Annotated in this window: 15 protein-coding genes and 1 tRNA gene; 4 read left to right on the top strand and 12 right to left on the bottom strand. The window is 64.7% G+C overall.

The genetic code is table 11. The annotated features are described in order from the left end of the window. Positions 1–180 precede the first annotated feature (180 nt). The 7 genes from H5T65_05655 to H5T65_05625 form a co-directional block, all read right to left on the bottom strand. Entirely contained in the window at positions 181–1,185 is a 1,005-nt protein-coding gene (locus H5T65_05655) for an MBL fold metallo-hydrolase (GenBank protein MBC7258712.1), read from the bottom strand. Between the two features lie 63 nt (positions 1,186–1,248). Further along, positions 1,249–1,959, bottom strand: coding sequence for an ABC transporter ATP-binding protein (locus H5T65_05650; protein ID MBC7258711.1), 711 nt, complete (start codon positions 1,957–1,959; stop codon positions 1,249–1,251). Beyond that, the gene (locus H5T65_05645) at positions 1,949–2,749 is read right to left on the bottom strand and encodes an ABC transporter ATP-binding protein (GenBank protein MBC7258710.1); all 801 of its coding nucleotides are present in this window, start codon (positions 2,747–2,749) and stop codon (positions 1,949–1,951) included. Before H5T65_05645 ends, H5T65_05650 begins: the two co-directional genes overlap by 11 nt. Next, positions 2,749–3,837: a branched-chain amino acid ABC transporter permease gene (locus tag H5T65_05640; GenBank protein MBC7258709.1), complete on the bottom strand. Its 1,089-nt coding sequence runs from the start codon at positions 3,835–3,837 to the stop codon at positions 2,749–2,751. Before H5T65_05640 ends, H5T65_05645 begins: the two co-directional genes overlap by 1 nt. Before the next feature lie 99 nt (positions 3,838–3,936). After that, the gene (locus tag H5T65_05635; GenBank protein MBC7258708.1) at positions 3,937–4,914 is read right to left on the bottom strand and encodes a branched-chain amino acid ABC transporter permease; all 978 of its coding nucleotides are present in this window, start codon (positions 4,912–4,914) and stop codon (positions 3,937–3,939) included. 430 nt (positions 4,915–5,344) lie between these two features. Next, positions 5,345–6,490 carry an ABC transporter substrate-binding protein gene (locus H5T65_05630; protein MBC7258707.1) on the bottom strand — a complete coding sequence of 382 codons (1,146 nt, stop codon included), beginning with the start codon at positions 6,488–6,490 and terminating at the stop codon, positions 5,345–5,347. A 377-nt stretch (positions 6,491–6,867) separates the two neighbouring features. Then, positions 6,868–6,950 (bottom strand) — tRNA-Leu (locus tag H5T65_05625). 103 nt (positions 6,951–7,053) lie between these two features. Between H5T65_05625 and plsX the strand changes: the two genes are divergently transcribed. Next, positions 7,054–8,064: a phosphate acyltransferase PlsX gene (gene plsX, locus H5T65_05620; GenBank protein ID MBC7258706.1), complete on the top strand. Its 1,011-nt coding sequence runs from the start codon at positions 7,054–7,056 to the stop codon at positions 8,062–8,064. Then, the gene (locus tag H5T65_05615) at positions 8,065–8,769 is read left to right on the top strand and encodes an NERD domain-containing protein (protein ID MBC7258705.1); all 705 of its coding nucleotides are present in this window, start codon (positions 8,065–8,067) and stop codon (positions 8,767–8,769) included. It begins immediately after the preceding gene. A gap of 118 nt (positions 8,770–8,887) precedes the next feature. On the opposite strand, the gene H5T65_05610 is transcribed toward H5T65_05615, so the two are convergent. Further along, the gene (locus H5T65_05610; GenBank protein MBC7258704.1) at positions 8,888–10,492 is read right to left on the bottom strand and encodes a NapC/NirT family cytochrome c; all 1,605 of its coding nucleotides are present in this window, start codon (positions 10,490–10,492) and stop codon (positions 8,888–8,890) included. A 298-nt stretch (positions 10,493–10,790) separates the two neighbouring features. Here H5T65_05610 and H5T65_05605 point away from each other — a divergent pair, with 298 nt between their 5' ends. Further along, positions 10,791–11,219 carry a hypothetical protein gene (locus H5T65_05605; protein MBC7258703.1) on the top strand — a complete coding sequence of 143 codons (429 nt, stop codon included), beginning with the start codon at positions 10,791–10,793 and terminating at the stop codon, positions 11,217–11,219. 91 nt (positions 11,220–11,310) lie between these two features. Then, positions 11,311–12,300: a DUF1786 domain-containing protein gene (locus H5T65_05600; GenBank protein ID MBC7258702.1), complete on the top strand. Its 990-nt coding sequence runs from the start codon at positions 11,311–11,313 to the stop codon at positions 12,298–12,300. A gap of 8 nt (positions 12,301–12,308) precedes the next feature. On the opposite strand, the gene H5T65_05595 is transcribed toward H5T65_05600, so the two are convergent. The 4 genes from H5T65_05595 to H5T65_05580 all read right to left on the bottom strand — a co-directional run bounded on the left by H5T65_05595 (position 12,309) and on the right by H5T65_05580 (position 15,974). Then, positions 12,309–13,241: a metallophosphoesterase gene (locus H5T65_05595; protein ID MBC7258701.1), complete on the bottom strand. Its 933-nt coding sequence runs from the start codon at positions 13,239–13,241 to the stop codon at positions 12,309–12,311. Between the two features lie 173 nt (positions 13,242–13,414). Next, positions 13,415–14,476, bottom strand: a complete 1,062-nt coding sequence (gene selD, locus H5T65_05590) for a selenide, water dikinase SelD (GenBank protein MBC7258700.1) — start codon at positions 14,474–14,476, stop codon at positions 13,415–13,417. 110 nt (positions 14,477–14,586) lie between these two features. Then, a complete protein-coding gene (locus H5T65_05585) occupies positions 14,587–14,811 on the bottom strand; it encodes a DUF3343 domain-containing protein (protein MBC7258699.1) in 225 nt (74 codons plus the stop codon). After that, positions 14,808–15,974, bottom strand: coding sequence for an aminotransferase class V-fold PLP-dependent enzyme (locus tag H5T65_05580; GenBank protein MBC7258698.1), 1,167 nt, complete (start codon positions 15,972–15,974; stop codon positions 14,808–14,810). Before H5T65_05580 ends, H5T65_05585 begins: the two co-directional genes overlap by 4 nt. Positions 15,975–16,161: the final 187 nt, after the last annotated feature.

The raw sequence follows: 16,161 nt of genomic DNA, 5'->3' as shown, positions 1-16,161 counted from the left end.
CTCTACAATCTGACCGGGTGTACCTGTTGCGTTGAGACATCGCGGTAACTTCCGGGCATCACCTCCTTCCCACAAATGCCGGGAACGCCGTCGTATCCCAGAACCCGATTCTGGTTTCCGTTCCAAACAAGAACCGGCGCACCAAGGTGAGTGCCGCACCGTTGCGACGAGGAGACCGCGTCATCGGGGCCATAGCCCAATATGCCAGTGAAGGGATGCCGGTTTGGGCTTTCCGACGCACCCGAGACGCGTACCAAGTATACCACATTCCCCGCTGTTGTCAAGCATTTCGGGCGGTTTCGCGGCTCTCCGCAGGCAGCGATGCCTTGTGCCGCCAAGGCGGGGCACGGGGCGCCTACGCCATCGTCCGCGCCCACAGCATGCGATTGTCGGCGAAGCGCACCTCCAGGCGGCCCTGCGCGCGGAGCCATGCAGCGCAGGCCAGCACCGTCGTCTGGGCCAGGCAGTACTGCGCGATCTGGTTGAGCGTCGCGCCCAGGCCATCCATGACCGCCCGCACCAGGTCGCCGGTGGACGTAGGGGCCGCGCACGCTTGCAGGATGATGTCGGCGATGGCGCGAAGCAGTCGTAGGGCATCGCGGGCAGGCGCTGGAGCGCGTCCAGCGCGCGGGCCACATCGGCGCAGAACGGAATCGGGTGCTTCGCCAGCGTCTCGCTTGGGAAGAACACGTCGCCGCAGAACAGCGTCCCGCCGAAGCCGTAGCCCACCTGATTGGGCGCGTGGCCGGCGAGGGGCACAACCTGAACGGGGATGCCGGCCACGTCCAGCGGCCCTGGCTCCACGATAGCGCTCACGCGGCACGGCGCGGCCAGTGTGAACTTGCCGAGGAGTTCGGGCACCGGTGCCGCGCCCGAGAACAGAAACTGCGGCTCCAGGTATGGGTTCTCCACGATGGCCGCCTCCAGCGCGGGGGCGTACACGGGGACCCCGAACCGCTCGGCGATGGCGCTGGCCCCGCCGAAGTGGTCGGCGTGGGCGTGGGTCAGGAGCAGGGCGACAGGCCGCGCCTGCAACTCGGCCAGCGCCCGAGCCACGCGGCGGGCCGTGTCGGCGTCCAGCCCGGCGTCCACGATGAGCGCCCGGCCGTCGGCGACGATGAGGCCCGTGTTGGACCCCGACGGGATCAGGTATGTGCCCTCCGCGAGTTCCAGCGTTGCGGTCATGCCTGGCTCCATAAAAAACGCCCCGGCCGTTTCACCGGGGCGTGGGTTTGAATTCCGGTGAAACTATGCTTCGCCCAGATAGGCCTTCTTGACCTGGGGGTTGTCTCGCAATTCCTGGGCGGTGCCTTCCAGGACAATGCGGCCCGTTTCCAGCACGTAGCCTCGGTGCGCGATGGACAGGGCCATGTTGGCGTTCTGCTCCACCAGCAGGATGCTGGTCCCCTGCGAGTTGATCTCCTGGATGATGGCGAAGATTTCCTCCACCAGGATGGGCGCCAGGCCCATGGAAGGCTCGTCCAGCAGGAGCAGCGTGGGGCGGGACATGAGTCCGCGGCCCATGGCCAGCATCTGCTGCTCGCCGCCCGAGAGGGTGCCCCCCAACTGGTTCAGGCGTTCCTTCAGGCGCGGGAACGAGGCGAAGACACGCTCGCGGCTGCGAGCGATCTCGGCCGGGTTGGTGCGGGTGTAGGCGCCCATGTCCAGGTTTTCGGCCACGGTGAGCGGCGCGAAGATCTTGCGCCCCTCCGGCACCTGGACGATGCCCAGGCGAACGATGTCGTGGGCGCGCATCTTGGTGATCTCCTGCCCCTTGAAGCGGATGGAGCCTTCGCGCGGGCGCAGGAGGCCCGATATCGTGTTCAGCGTGGTGGACTTGCCGGCGCCATTGGCCCCGATGAGGGTAACGATTTCACCCTGATCCAGATGGAAGGAGAGGCCCTGAAGGGCATGGATCGCGCCGTAGTACACGTGGAGGTTTTCCACTTCAAGAAGCATACCGTACCCCTCCGAGTCTGGCCGCAGCGCCGCGGCCCAGATAGGCTTCAATGACGCGCGGGTTGTTCTGGATTTCGGCAGCAGTCCCCCGTGCGATAACCTCGCCGAAGTCCATGACGGTGATCTCCTCGCAGATGCCCATGACCACGCGCATCTGGTGCTCAATGAGCAGGATGGTGAGCGAGAACTTGTCGCGGATGAAGTGAATCAGATCCATCAAGTTGACCACTTCCTTCGGGTTCATCCCTGCGGCAGGCTCATCCAGTAGGAGCAGCCGGGGGTTGGTGGCCAGGGCGCGAGCGATCTCCAGCCGCCGCTGCTCGCCGTAGGGCAGGTTCTTGGCGATCTCGTCCTGGCGGTCGGCCAGGTTGAACACGGCCAGAAACTCCTGCGCGCGCTCGGTAAGTTCCCGCTCCTTGCGCCAGAAGTGCGGCGTGCGGAAGATGGCGTCGCGGAGGCCGTAGCCCGCGTGGGTGTGGTAGGCCGTGCGCACGTTGTCCAGCACCGTCAGGTTGGGGAACAGGCGAATGTTCTGGAACGTCCGCGAGATGCCCAGTTGCGCGATGGCATGTGGTTCCATCCCGACGATGCTCTTGCCGTCAAACAGGATGTCGCCATCGGTTACGGTGTACAGGCCGGTGATCATGTTGAAGACGGTAGTTTTGCCCGCGCCGTTGGGCCCGATGAGGCCGGCGAGTTGGCCCTCGTTGACGGTGATGTCAAAGTTGCAGACCGCGCGCAGGCCGCCGAAGTATTTGGTGCATCGCTCTACCTGCAGTAATGGGCCCATCACCCTGCCTCCTGACCAGCGGTTTCCAAAGAGGGCGCGCCTGTGTCAAACTTCCGACGCGGCCACTCTATCGGCTTGAGGAACCCCCATTCTATGCCGCCCAGCAGGCCCTGCGGCCTGAGCAGCATGATGAGCAGCAAACCGATGGGGTAGATGATATACCGCCAAGCCTCGGCGCCAGAGGGTAAGATAATCCGCAGCCCCTCCAGCGAAAGCGCCCACGCGAAAGCGGCCACGACGGTGCCGGTGATGGACCCCAGGCCGCCGAACACGACGATGATCATCGGGTCAAAGGACTTGATGAAGTGGAACAGGCTGGGGTGCAGGAAGGCGTACAGGTGCGCGTAGATGCCGCCCGCCAGCCCCGCGTAGATGCCCCCGATGACAAACGAGAGCGTCTTGTACTTCACCGTGTCTATGCCCATGGCCTTGGCCGCGATCTCGTTCTCGCGCACGGAGACGATGGCGCGCCCCGTGGACGAATGCAGGATGTTGCGTAGGATGATGATGCACAGCACCAGCAGGAAGAACGACCAGAACCAGGTCGTCAGGCGCGGGATTCCCACCATTCCGCGTGCCCCCTTCATCTCGGGGAACGGCAGGATGGTATCCGTATTGTCGGCCAGCACCTTGACCACGATGGTGAACCCCAGCGTGGCGATGCCGAAGTAGTCGCCGCCCATCTTCAGCACGGGCAGGCCGAACAGGTAGGCGACCAGCCCGGCCAGCAGCGCGCCGAACGCGATGGCCACCAGGAAGATGGCGATCTTCCCCGCGTCAAACGTGGCGAAGCCCAAGTCCAAGGGGATGCTCACCTTTGCCGCGTAGCGGTACGTGATGTCCGCCGAGGCGTAGGCGCCGATGGCGTAGAACCCCCACTGGCCCAGGGAGAACTGGCCGTTGAACCCGTAGATGAGGTTCAGCCCCAAACTGACAATCGCCATGACGCAGCCCAGTTGGATCACCGTCTTCATGTAGTCCGTGATCACGTTGGTGCTGAACAGCACCTGGATCACCGCATAAACGGCGATAGCGCCGACCCAAAAGAGCCAGGATGCTCCGAGAAACTCAAGCCTTCTTTTCTTCATAACCCGTCTCCGGTGTGCCGATTTCTTGTGAGAACTGTCCTCATGGAACGCACGGGGTGCAGCGGCAAAAGCCCGCTCCCCCCCAGACTCAGCGCGCGCCTACGCTTTCTCGCCCTCCGGTTCGCCGAAGATGCCGGTGGGCCGAATCAAAAGCACGATGATGAGGATGGTGAAGGCGATGGCGTCACGCATGGGGGTCAGGATGTAGCCGGCGCTCAGCATCTCGGCCTGACCCATGATGAGGGAGCCCACGAACGCGCCATTCAGGTTGCCGATGCCGCCCAGCACCGCCGCCACGAAGGCCTTGAGGCCCGGCATGATGCCCATGAACACGATGAGTTGCGGGTAGGCGATGGCGTACAGGACGCCGCCTGCCCCTGCCAGCGCCGCGCCGATGGCGAAGGTCTTGGTGATCACGCCGTCCACATCAACGCCCATCAAGCGCGCCGTGGGCTTGTCCCACGATGTGGCGCGCATGGCCTTGCCCAGTTTGGTCCCGTACACGATCCAGCGCAACAGCAGCAGGAACAGAATGGAGACCAGGATGATGATGATCGTTACGTTGGAAATCTGCACGCCCAAAATCTTCCAACTGACGACCTTGAACGGCTGCTCGTAGATAATGTAGTTGGAGGTAAAGACCTCGGGCAGCGACGAGAAGTACTCCAGGAAGAACGAAACGCCGATGGCGGTGATGAGGGCAGCGATGCGCGGCGCGTTCCGCAGCGGTTTGTAGGCCACGCGCTCAATGACGACGGCCAGAAGCATGCACACGACCATGGACAAGATGATCACCAGGACTGTGCCGATGGTGATGGCCACCCACGGCGACAGAGACGGGAACAGTTGGGCCGGCAACACATGCAGCCGCATCGCCTTGATGGCGTAGAAACTCGTGAACGCGCCGACCATGAACACGTCGCCGTGGGCGAAGTTGATGAGGCGCACAATGCCGTACACCATCGTGTAGCCCAGCGAGATAAGCGCATACACAAAACCAAGACGGATGCCATCCACAACGTACTGGGCAAACAGGGTGGGGTTGATAAGCACGCCCTCGGGGTGCTGGATGAACATCCGCCAGAGGAACCAGATGGCCAGCAGGATCATGAGTGCGTTGCCCGCGACCGAACGGGCGATCTTGCCGAACCCCGCGCCGGGCATCTTGAGCACCTTGGCGCGGGTAATCAACCCCACGAGGTACAGAAACCACACGCCAAAACCGATGGAACCGGCCTGCATCACGAGGCCCGGGACAAGGCCGTCTTTGTCCCAGGCTTGCATCTCCTCCGGCGTGATGGAGGAATTGAGAATCAAGAAAAGACCGGCCGCCGCAACCCCGAGGGCAATCCCTCCGAGAAACACGGCCAAGGACTTCAAAGTACGATTCATGCTCAATCTCCTGAGCAGAGATTCTGAGAAACCAGGGGCCAAAGGATGTGCATGAGTCCTCACTCACGCGGGGGGCGAGCGGATACGCCCCCCGCGTAGAGTTTTGGATTCGGCACTACGGGTTCACCGTGGCCATGTAGGTCTTCTTGCCATCTTTCACGGAGATGACGACGGCCGACTTGATCGGGTTGTGCTGTGCGTCCAGGGTGATCTTGCCGGAAACACCCTCAAACTGGATCTTCTCCAGCGCGACGCGCACTTTCTCGGGATCGTCGCTGCCGGCCTGCTGGATGGCGGTCAGAAGCATGTTGGCCGCGTCATAGGCAAGGGTCGCCAGAGCATCGGGGACCTTGCCGCCGTAGCGAGCGCCGTAGGTCTTCAGCCAGGACTGCACGATGGGGCGCGGGTCCGCGGCGTCGTAGTGGTTGCTGAAGAAGCCGCCGTCCACCGCTGCCACATCCAACTCCTCGGAGTCCCAGCCATCACCGCCGCCCATCGGGCAGGTGATGCCTTTTTCCTTGGCCTGCTTGGCGATGAGGTTCACCTTGTTGTAGTAGTCGGGCAGGAACAGGAAGTCGGGGTTGGCATCGGCTACCTTGGCCAGGATGGCCGAGAAGTCGGTGTCGTCCTTGGTGTAGGTCTCCCAGACCACCACCTTACCGCCGCCCTTCTCAAAGGACTCCTTGAAGTACTCGGCCAGGCCGCGCACGTAGTCGTTGCCCTGATCCAGCAGCACGGCCGCCGTCTTCGCCCCCAGGTTCTCCAGGGCGAACTTGGCCATCACGGTGCCCTGGAACGGGTCAATGAAGCAGGCGCGGAAGGTGAAGGGCTTGGTGGAGCCGTCCGCAAAGGTCGTAACCTTGGGGTTGGTGGAAGTCGGGCTGATCTGCAGCACCTTCTTCTCGTTGGCAACCTCGGAGACGGGGATGGAGGCGCTGGAGCAGACCTCGCCTACGATGAACTTGACCTTGTCCTGGTCAATCACCTTGTTGGCGGCGTTGCGGGCTTCCTGGGGGTCGCAACGGCCATCGGCCACCACCCATTCAATCTGCTTGCCGAGGACGCCGCCCTTGGCGTTCCACTCCTCAAAGGCCAGGACCGCGCCGTCGCGGGTGGACGCCCCGAAGGTGCCCACGTCGCCGGTCATGGGGGCGATGATGGCGATCTTGATGGTCTTCGCGCCACCGCCGCCGCAGCCCGCGAACAGGCTGGCCAGCATGGCCACCAGTACGATCAAACCGATGTACTTTGCCGTTTTCATAAACACCTCTCCTCCTGTACGTTGTTGGCCCATGGGGCCAAAGGTCCTGGGATTCCAACTGCACTCAGGGTCCGGTGGATGGCAGCGGGCCGCCCCGCCGCCCATGATTGGGGTTTCCGATCACCTCCTTTCGCCGCAAGAAGTTACAAAAAATCTGCGAGGCAGGCAACATTGCGCTGTCGTAGCGCACGATAGCGAACCTGTGCTGGAGCAGCAACTGGAGTTTACCCCCATTGGCACTCCAATCCTCGCAGGATACAACGGATTTGTGATGATCTCAACAGAAGCCATTATAAAGGCAGTTGGCGCTCCTGTCAAGGTCTGGTGATGTGCTGCGCTGCGTAGGGTGCGCAACCTCCCGACGGTCGCGCATGAGGTGCCCGCGAGAGGACTCGAACCTCCACGCCGTCACCGGCACAGGCCCTCAACCTGCTGTGTATGCCAATTCCACCACGCGGGCGTCAAAGTTTATTATATCCTGCCCGTGCCCAGTTGTCAACTGGACAAAAGTCCACTACAATGGAGTAGCCCTATTTCAGGGCAATCTCTCCAGGAGGCGCCCCATGAGAATTGTGGTGGACGCGATGGGAGGCGACGACGCCCCCGAAGTGGTCATCCAGGGTCTGCAAGCGTATCTGGCCCAAGGCACCGCGGACGTAATCCTTGTGGGCCAGGAGGACAAAGTCAAGCCCCTTTTAGAAAACTACCCCCTGCCCCCCGACAGGGTTCAATTCCGCCACGCCAGCCAGGTGATTGATATGGACGAGCACCCCGCCGAAGCGGTGAAGGCCAAGGAGGACTCCTCCATGGTGGTGGGGATGAATCTGCTCAAGAGCGGCGAGGCCGACGCCTTCATGTCGGCGGGCAACTCCGGCGGCGTGCTGGCGGCGGCGCTGTTCCGGCTGGGCCGCATCCCGGGCATCAAGCGCCCCGCCCTGTCCACCGTCTTCCCCACCCAGAAGGGGTTCACCTTCATCCTGGACATCGGCGCGAACACCGACTGCAAGCCGCTCTACCTGCAGCAGTTCGGCATCATGGGCAGCATCTACGCCGAGCGCGTGCTGGGCGTGCCCAACCCCAGGGTCGGCATCGTCTCCAACGGCGAGGAGCCAGGGAAGGGCAGTATGTTGGTTCAGGAAGCCTTTGGACTCCTGAAGGGCAGCAACCTGAACTTCATCGGCAATGTGGAGGGCAAGGACATCCCCGCCGGCATGGCCGACGTGGTGGTAACCGATGGGTTCACGGGGAATGTGATCATCAAGTTGGCCGAGGGGGCCGCCGCGCTCATGCTGGGCATCATCGGCGAGGAGATTCGGCGGCGCAAGGTGGCGGCGCTGGGGGCGCTCCTGGCCAAGCCCGCCTTCCGCGCCGTGAAGCACCGCCTGGACTACGCCGAGTACGGCGGCGCGCCGCTCCTGGGCGTGGACGGCGTCGTGATTATCGCCCACGGGCGCTCTAACGCCAAGGCCATCTGCAACGCCATCCGCGTCGCCGAGCGCGCTGTGAACGGCAAAATCGTGGAGCAAATCAAGAGCGGCGTGGCCGAACAACTTGGCGCCGGAGGAGAAGCGTAGATGAGAGTCGTAACGGACGAGCAGTTGATCGCCTCGCGCGCCAAACTGGGGAAGCGCGCCAGCCTCATCGGCTTGCTGATTCTTCTCGTCGGGTTTGTGGTCTCGTTCTCGCCGCAACTGTTCCTGGTGTCGCTGGGGTGCCTGGTCATCGGGTTCACCGTGTCCAACATCGGCGTGTACAATGCCAATCAGTGGGTCAAGGAGCCTCGCGCCGATCAGGTGCTGACGCGCGGGCTGAAGGGCTTCAGCAACAAGTTCACGCTGTTCAACTACACCGGGCCGGTGCCCCATGCGGTTGTGGGGCCGTCGGGCATCATCGTCTTCCTGGTCAAGTCGCAGGAAGGGCGCATCCTGGTCAACGGCAATCGGTGGAAGCATCCCTTCAACCTTCGCCGCCTGTTCGCGTTCTTCGGCACCGAGTCGCTGGGAAACCCGTCCCGCGAGTTGCAGGCGCTGATGCAGGCGGTGCAGAAGTTTGTCGCCCGGGTGCTGCCCGATGTGGAGGTGCCTGTGCACGGGGCCGTGGTCTTCTCGTCGCCCAGGGCCGAACTGAGCGTCCAGAACCCCGACGTGCCCGTGCTCACCGAAAAGCAACTCAAGGACTTCCTGCGGGGCCTACCCAAGGAAGAAATCCTGTCGCCCGAACAGCGCAAGGCGCTGATGGAGGCCTTCCAGGGCCGCTACACGGGGGCACCGACCGAATAGGCGCGCCCCCGCCCGGGCTCCCAGCGGGGAGCAGACACGCGAGCCTGCCCTCGCGCCCCCGTCATGCCGAGCGATGCGCCTTGCGCGGCGGTAACCCAGGTGGCACAGCGTGCCCGGCCTACGAACTCCGCGGCCTGTGGCACAGGGTGCACGTGTCGTCCGTGCGCCCCGCGTGCGACGCAGGCACAGGCTTCACCGCCGACGCGTGGCATGTCAGGCACTGCTCGCGCCCGACAATCGCGTGGGGCACGGGTTTGGCGTTGCTGAGCAAGCCGGCCGCCGACTCCTTGAACCCCGCCGGTGTGTGGCACTGAGCGCAGTCGCCCGCGAAATGGCCCGCCGGTGGCTGGTGGCAATTGGCGCAGACGTATTGCGGCTTCTTGACACCGTTGTGGCACTCGTGGCACCACACCTGGGCGTGTTTGCCCTCCAGCGAGATGGGGTGCGTGAATCCCGCGTCCAGGTTCACCACAGGCCACTTGGTGCCGTGGCACGCCGAATTGCTGCAGAAACTCGTATCGTCTGTGCCGAACTTGATGGGGCCGTGGCAGGCCTCGCACGACTTGTCGGCCTGGAAGCGGTGGTCGGCCATGAAGTTCGCCGCCAGGTGAGAGGCCGGCTCCTGCGCCGACAGTAGCAGGTTCCCCAGTTCCGCAATCTTCGGCTGGGCGCCCTCGCTGGACACAACCGGAATGGTGTGGCAGATGTTGCAGTGCAGGCGGATGGATTCGCCCTGGGCGTTCATGTGCTTGCCGTTGTGGCAGCGGAAGCAGCCGGGGAAATCCTTGTGGCCGATGTTGTTCGGATGCGTAGTCCAGCCCACGGACAGGTCCGGGAAGTACGTATCCTGGAAGATCTCCTTGACGATGGCGGCTGCCTGCTGCACCGCGTCGGCGTTCTTCGCGTAGAAGTCGGGGTAGTTGGTCTGGTAGAAGGCTGGAAGTTGCCCAATCGCCTGAATCGCCTGGTCAAACGACGAATACGGGGCGTCCAGCAGTTCCATGCTCTTCTGCTTGATGAACGGGATGCTCTTGCTAATGCGGCCTAGTTCAATGGCCCGATCCAGCATGGAGTCGGGCGACTTGAAATCGTGCACGCTGCGGTTGTGGCAGTCCACGCAGTCCATGAGGCGCTTCTCGGCGGAGGCAATCTGCTCGGGGGTGAGGGGCGATTCCACGTCCATGTACTCGGTCGTGTTGCCGGCCTCATCCACAACCTGCACCCAGGGGATGTTCTGCTTCAGGTCGTCGGTGGCGATGTAGTACACCTTGTTGATGACGTGCCAGTGAATGCCCCGGCCCGTGCCAAAGCGCTCGGTCCCGCCCCCCGTCTTGAAGATGAGAAACGTGGTGCGCTGCGTGTTGTGCTCATCGGGCTCGTAGTGGACGATGCGGCGCACGGAGTCGTCAAACACCGCGTCGGGCCAGTGGCATCGCTCGCAGGTCTCCCGCGCCGGGCGCAGCGACTTCACGTAGATGGGGCGCTCGTAACTGTTGAAGATGAGGCTTGTAAGGTGCCCGCCGTGGGTGGACTTCAGTTGGATGGCCCTCAGCGTGCCCACCCGCCCGATGTGGCAGTCCACGCATGAGACGCGCGCGTGGTAGGAGTTGTTGTAGGCCACCCATTCGGGCGGCATGGTGTGGCAGCGCGTTCCGCAGAACGCGGGGCTATTGGTGTAGTCCCAGACCAGAATGAGGCCCACGCCGATACCTACGAGGATCACGAGGCCTCCCACGAATATCAGAAGGCGCTTGCGCCCCTCTGGCTCGCGCGGGTCAAAGGGAGAGAGAACTTTCCCTAGCCAACTCATGGTAACCTCCCCTGCGAATGCCACTGGCGATGTAGTACGCAGTATACATATAGGGACACAGGTTGTCAACAAAAGTGAAAAAGTGCGGCGTTCGGTTCCGGGGTGCGTTCGCGCCCGCCCCACCCACAACTTTGACAGACTGGCCCGCCTGCGCGTATGATAGGCCCACGCGGCGGGCACGGAACCAAGGCCAGGAGCGGGAGGTTTGAACATGAAGAAGGGAATCGCGCTGATCGTGCTGGCGGCGCTGCTGATTGTCATGGGTATGGTCATCGTATGGGTGGACACGGGCGAGTTGAAGGCCGCCGTCTCGTCGCCGTTCTCGGGGATCGCCTCGGCCTTCGTGGAGAACGACCCCAACGTGTGGGCCATCTTCGCCACGCTCCTGGTCTGCGAGGTGCTGGGCGCGCTGGCCAGTTTCTACGTCATCCAAAGAGCGTTTCGCCCCGACGCCCGCACGGTGCTGCTGGCGTTCATCGTGGCGCTGGTGAACTTCGGCACGCTCTATGGGCAATACGCGGATATTACGCGGGTCGGGCCTGTCCACTTCCTGGCATTCTTCAAGGATGGCTTCTTCTGGTTCGCGACGCTGCCTGCCTTGGCGCGCGTGCTGAGGATAGACGCCAACAACACCGAGTGAGCGCCCGCAAGCCGATCCCGCGAGGAGGAATTCATTGACATCACCCCACCGCCAGTTGCTGGCCATAGACGTCGGGGCCGGCACGCAAGACATGCTCGTGTACGACGCCGACAAGCCCATTGAGAACTGCTACCAGTTGGTGCTGCCTTCGCAGACAACCATCGTGGCCCGCCGAATTCGCAAGGCCACCGAGGCCCGCAGGGACGTGTTCCTGCATGGGAAACTTATGGGGGGCGGACCGTGCGTGTCGGCCATGAAGAAGCACATTCGGGCCGGGCTGCGGGTCTTCGCCACGCCTGAGGCTGCCAAGACCGTCCGCGACAACCCCGAAGAGGTGCGCGCGCTGGGGATTGAGATCGTGGACCAGGCGCCCGCCGACGCCCTGCCCATCCAGACGGGCGACGTGGACCTGCCGGCCATCCGCCAGGCGCTGGCCCTATTCGAGGTGGACATGCCGGCGCTGTTCGCCATCGCCGTGCAGGACCACGGGGAGACCTTCACCGAAAGCCAGCGCCGATTCCGCTTCCGCCAATGGGAGCGGTTCATTGACAGCGGCGGACACCTGGATGCCCTGGCGTACCGCGAGATTCCGCCGCATCTGACGCGCATGCGCGCGGTGCAGGAGCAGGTGCCGGGCGCTCTGCTCATGGACACCGGCCCGGCGGCCATCCTGGGCGCCCTGCAAGACCCCTTCGCCACCGAACGCCAGGCGCAGGGGCTGGTGGTGGTGAACCTGGGCAACCAGCACACCATCGCCTTCCTGGTGCGCGGTGAGACGGTGTACGGCGTCTTTGAGCACCACACGGTGATCCTGAACCCGGACCGCCTGCGGGATTTCATCGCGCGGTTTCGCGCGGCCACGCTGCCCAACGAGGAGGTGCTGGCCGACAACGGGCACGGGTGCTATGTGCGCAGCGACTATCCACGGCACGAGCCATTCGCGCACGTGGTGGTTACGGGGCCCAACCGTCACATGGCGGCTGGCATGGGGTGGCACACCGCCGCCCCCCACGGCGACATGATGATGACGGGGCCGTTTGGGCTGGTGGCTGCGGCGCGGCGGCTGGGGCTGGTGGAGTAGAGACGCGGCTACCGAATGAGCCTGCGCGCCTCGGTCTGGATGTCCGTCCCGTTCACCGAGACCCGCACGTAGTGGTAGAACCCGCCCTGGTCCTCGCTCCGCGACAGGGGCGCGCCCCCGCCGCCCGAGATGACGTAGATGACGCCGTCGCGGGTCGTCTGGTCGTAGGCGCGGATGTGCCCTGCGAACACGTAGCGGACGCCCCGCTGGCGCATGAGCACGGTGAACGCCTCGTTGCCCATCGTCAGCACCTGGTCGGACCCGCGCGGGTCAAAGGGCGGATAGTGCAGCGCCACAATCTTGACGGGCTTCTGCGTGGCCGCCAAATCGGCGTCCAGCCAGGCCGTCTCTTCGGCTCCCAGATACCCCCGCGAGGCGTCCACCACCGCAAAATGCACCTGCCCCCGGTCAAAGGAGTAGTGCACGCCAGGCGCGCCGGTAAACGCCAGGTAGTTGGCCAGCGAGCCGTCCAGCGCGTCCTGATTCCCCGGAACCGGGTACACGGGCAGCGGGAAATCGGCCATGAGTTCGCGCCACGCCTGGAACTCCGCCGCCGACCCACGTTCCACCATGTTGCCCAGATGGATCACGAAACTGTTGCCGTCGGCCTCAATCTGCTTGAGGAGCGCCCGGTACACATCGGGATTCCCGGCGGTCTCCCCGATGACAGCGAAAGAGTACGCGGCGACCGAAGGGTCAAGCGTGGGGCGTGGAGCCACTGGCACCGGCGTGATGGACGGCAGAGGCGTGGGCGTGGGCGACGGCCCCGGCGTTGGCGCGGCAGGGTTCGCCGTCCGGGCCGCGGGAGCCTGGGTCGGGGTCGCCGGCTGCGACGGAGCCGCGAGGAATGCGTACCCCAGCGCCATGCTCAGGACGACCACGCCGCTCAGAATGTACAGGAAGATTTGGCCCGTGCTGCGCCGCCCGCGCTTTCGCGCCATGGATGACCTCCGAACATGTTGTCGGCGCGATTATAGCACCTGCGACAGGGCCGGGCAAAAAGGGCGGGGGTGTATCCACGAATAACACGAATGGGCACAAATGGCGAAGGGTGTTATCCACGAATAACACGAATGCACATGAATGGCGCGGTCCCGCTCGCACGCATTCGCGGCTACGGTCTCTCCACCACCGCCACCGTGCCTGTGCCCTCCACCACCTCGCCCACGACCCAGTACGCCTGCCCGACCTTCTGCATGGCGGCCTCCAGCGCGGCAAGCCGATCGGGGGCGACGGCGATGAGCAGCCCGCCCGACGTCTCTGGGTCGTACAGCAGCAGGCGCGTCTCGTCGGGGATGCCCTCGGCGAAGGACACGTGCGGCTCGTAGAACCGCTCGTTGTTGTACGCGCCGCCCGGGAACACCCATTTGGCCGCGTACTCGTGCGCGCCGGGGAGGAAGGGCAGCGCCTCCAGGACGAAACGGATGCCCACGCCGCTGTTGGCCGCCATCTCTTGCGCGTGGCCCAACAGACCGAAGCCGGTGATGTCGGTGGCGGCGTGGACGCCCACGGCCTGCATGGCGCGCGCGGCGGCCTGGTTCAGGCGCAACATGCTGGCGGTGGCCGCTTCCACGTGGGCGGGGTCGGCCAGCCCCTGCTTGAGCGCGGTGGTGATTACGCCGACACCCAGCGGCTTGGTCAGCACCAAGATGTCGCCGACCTGGGCGCGGCTCTTAGTTACGACCTTGTCGGGGTGCACCGTGCCGGTTACGCACAGGCCGAATTTCGGCTCTTTGTCCTCCATGGTGTGGCCGCCAGCCAGTACCGCGCCCGCCTCGGCGACTTTGTCGCCCGCGCCGCGCAGGATGTCGCCAGCGACCTCCGGCGGCAGGTTCGGCGGAAACGCGGCGATGCTCAACGCCAGCAGCACCTCGCCGCCCATGGCCCACACGTCGCTCATGGCGTTGACGGCGGCGATGGCCCCATAAGTGTAGCCGTCATCCACCACCGGCGCGAAGAAGTCCAGCGTCTGGACGATGGCCAGGTCAGGCGACAGGCGGTACACGGCGGCGTCGTCGGCTTTGCCCAGACCGACGAGCAAGTCCGGGAATTGATCCTCTCGGAAGGCATCTTTCAGTGGCTGCAGAACCTGCGCCAGGGCCTCGGGCCCCATCTTGCCCGCTCAGCCCGCGCACGAGGCAAGGGCCGTCAGGCGAATCTTGTCGCGTTCGTTCATGTTCGGTCTCCTACTCAGAACGTGCGGCGAGGCTTGTGGGAAAACGCTCCCCGCAGCACATTGTACGCCGCCGATGGCCGTTTTGTCCACCCCGCGAGGTGTACGATTCGCTACACGTCGCGGATGTCGTCTATCTCCATCCCCACGGCCTCCAGCGTGCGGCGGGCAGCCTCCGCGTCAATGCGGCTCACCCGCACGCACACGCCGCAATCCGAACTGATGTGTCGCGGCACCGGAATCATCTTGCACGCGATGCCGGCGGCCTGCAAGACCTTCTCGGCGCGGATGGCGTGGCTGGTGCTGTGCACCAGGATCACGGCGTAGGCTTCGCTCATCGCCGCGCCTCCCGCGCCAGGCTTGCCACCGCCGCCACGGCCGCGTCCACTTCCTCTGTCGTGCTGAACACGCCCATGCCAAACCGCACCGTCCCCGCCGGAAAGGTGCCCAGCGTCCTGTGCGCCGCCGGCGCGCAGTGCAGCCCCACGCGGCACAGGATGCCGTGCTCCTCGTCCAGGCGCAGGCCCACTTCTGATGGCTCCATGCCGGCGATGTTGAACGAGACGGTCGCCGTCTGCCGCGCCGCGTCCAGTGGGCCGTACACCGTAACGCCGGGGATGGCCCGCAGGCCGTCTATCGCCCGCTGCGCCAGCGTCCTCTCGTGGGCGCGGATGGCGTCCACGCCCCGCGCCAACACCCAGCGGATGCCCGCGTCCAGCCCCGCAATCCCCACGGCGTTGGGCGTGCCGCTCTCCAGCATGTCGGGCAGAAAGTCGGGCTGCTCCTCGCGTTCCGAGCGGCTCCCCGTGCCCCCGCGGATGAGCGGCTCCATGCGCGACACGTCCACCCGCGGCCCCACCACCAGCCCGCCCGTGCCCATCGGCCCCAACAGCGACTTGTGGCCGGTGAAGGCCAGCAGGTCTATCCCGTCGGCCTGCACGTCAATGGGATAGGCCCCCGCCGTCTGCGCCGCGTCCACCAGGAGGAGCAGGCCGCGCTCGCGGGCGATGCGGCCTGCCTCGCGCACCGGCAGCAGCGTCCCCGCCACGTTGGACGCATGATTCAGCACGATCATGCGGGTATTCGGGCGGATGGCCGCCTCCACGTCGGCGGGGTTCAGGAACCCTTCGGGCGAGCATCGCACCACCGTGAGTTGCACGCCCTCGCACTCCAGCGCGCGCAGCGGGCGCATGACCGAGTTGTGCTCCATGGAACTGGTGATGACGTGGTCGCCGGGGCGCAACAGCCCCCGCATGGCCATGTTCAGCGCCTGGGTAACGTTGGCGGCGAACGCCACGCGCAGCGGGTCGGGCGCGTTCACCAGTTCGCACACCGCCTCGCGCGCCGCGTACACAATCCGCCCGGCCTCCACCGCCGTCCGATGGCCCGAACGGCCCGGGTTGGCGCCCACATCGCGCAGGAAGCGCGTCATGGCCTCCAGAACCTCTGGCGGCTTGGGCCATGAGGTTGCGGCATTGTCAAAGTAGATGATGCCGCTCATGACGTTTCAAACCATGCGGGTTGGCAGGCCGATGTCAGCCCGTGCTAAGGCAATACGCCATCGCGAGGGGAAGGCGCGAGGCAGATGGTGGGCCATGGCGCAATACCTCCTGTCGACATAATCTCCTGGCGGGCGGGTGTTCCCGCTGTGGGCAACAGAAAACCGCTGCCATCACGCGCCGGCAGCG

The organism is Chloroflexota bacterium (genome assembly GCA_014360805.1).
In the GTDB taxonomy this organism is placed as follows: domain Bacteria; phylum Chloroflexota; class Anaerolineae; order DTLA01; family DTLA01; genus DTLA01.
Note: the sequence above shows the minus strand (reverse complement) of the source record. Positions and strands in the feature narration are given on the sequence as shown.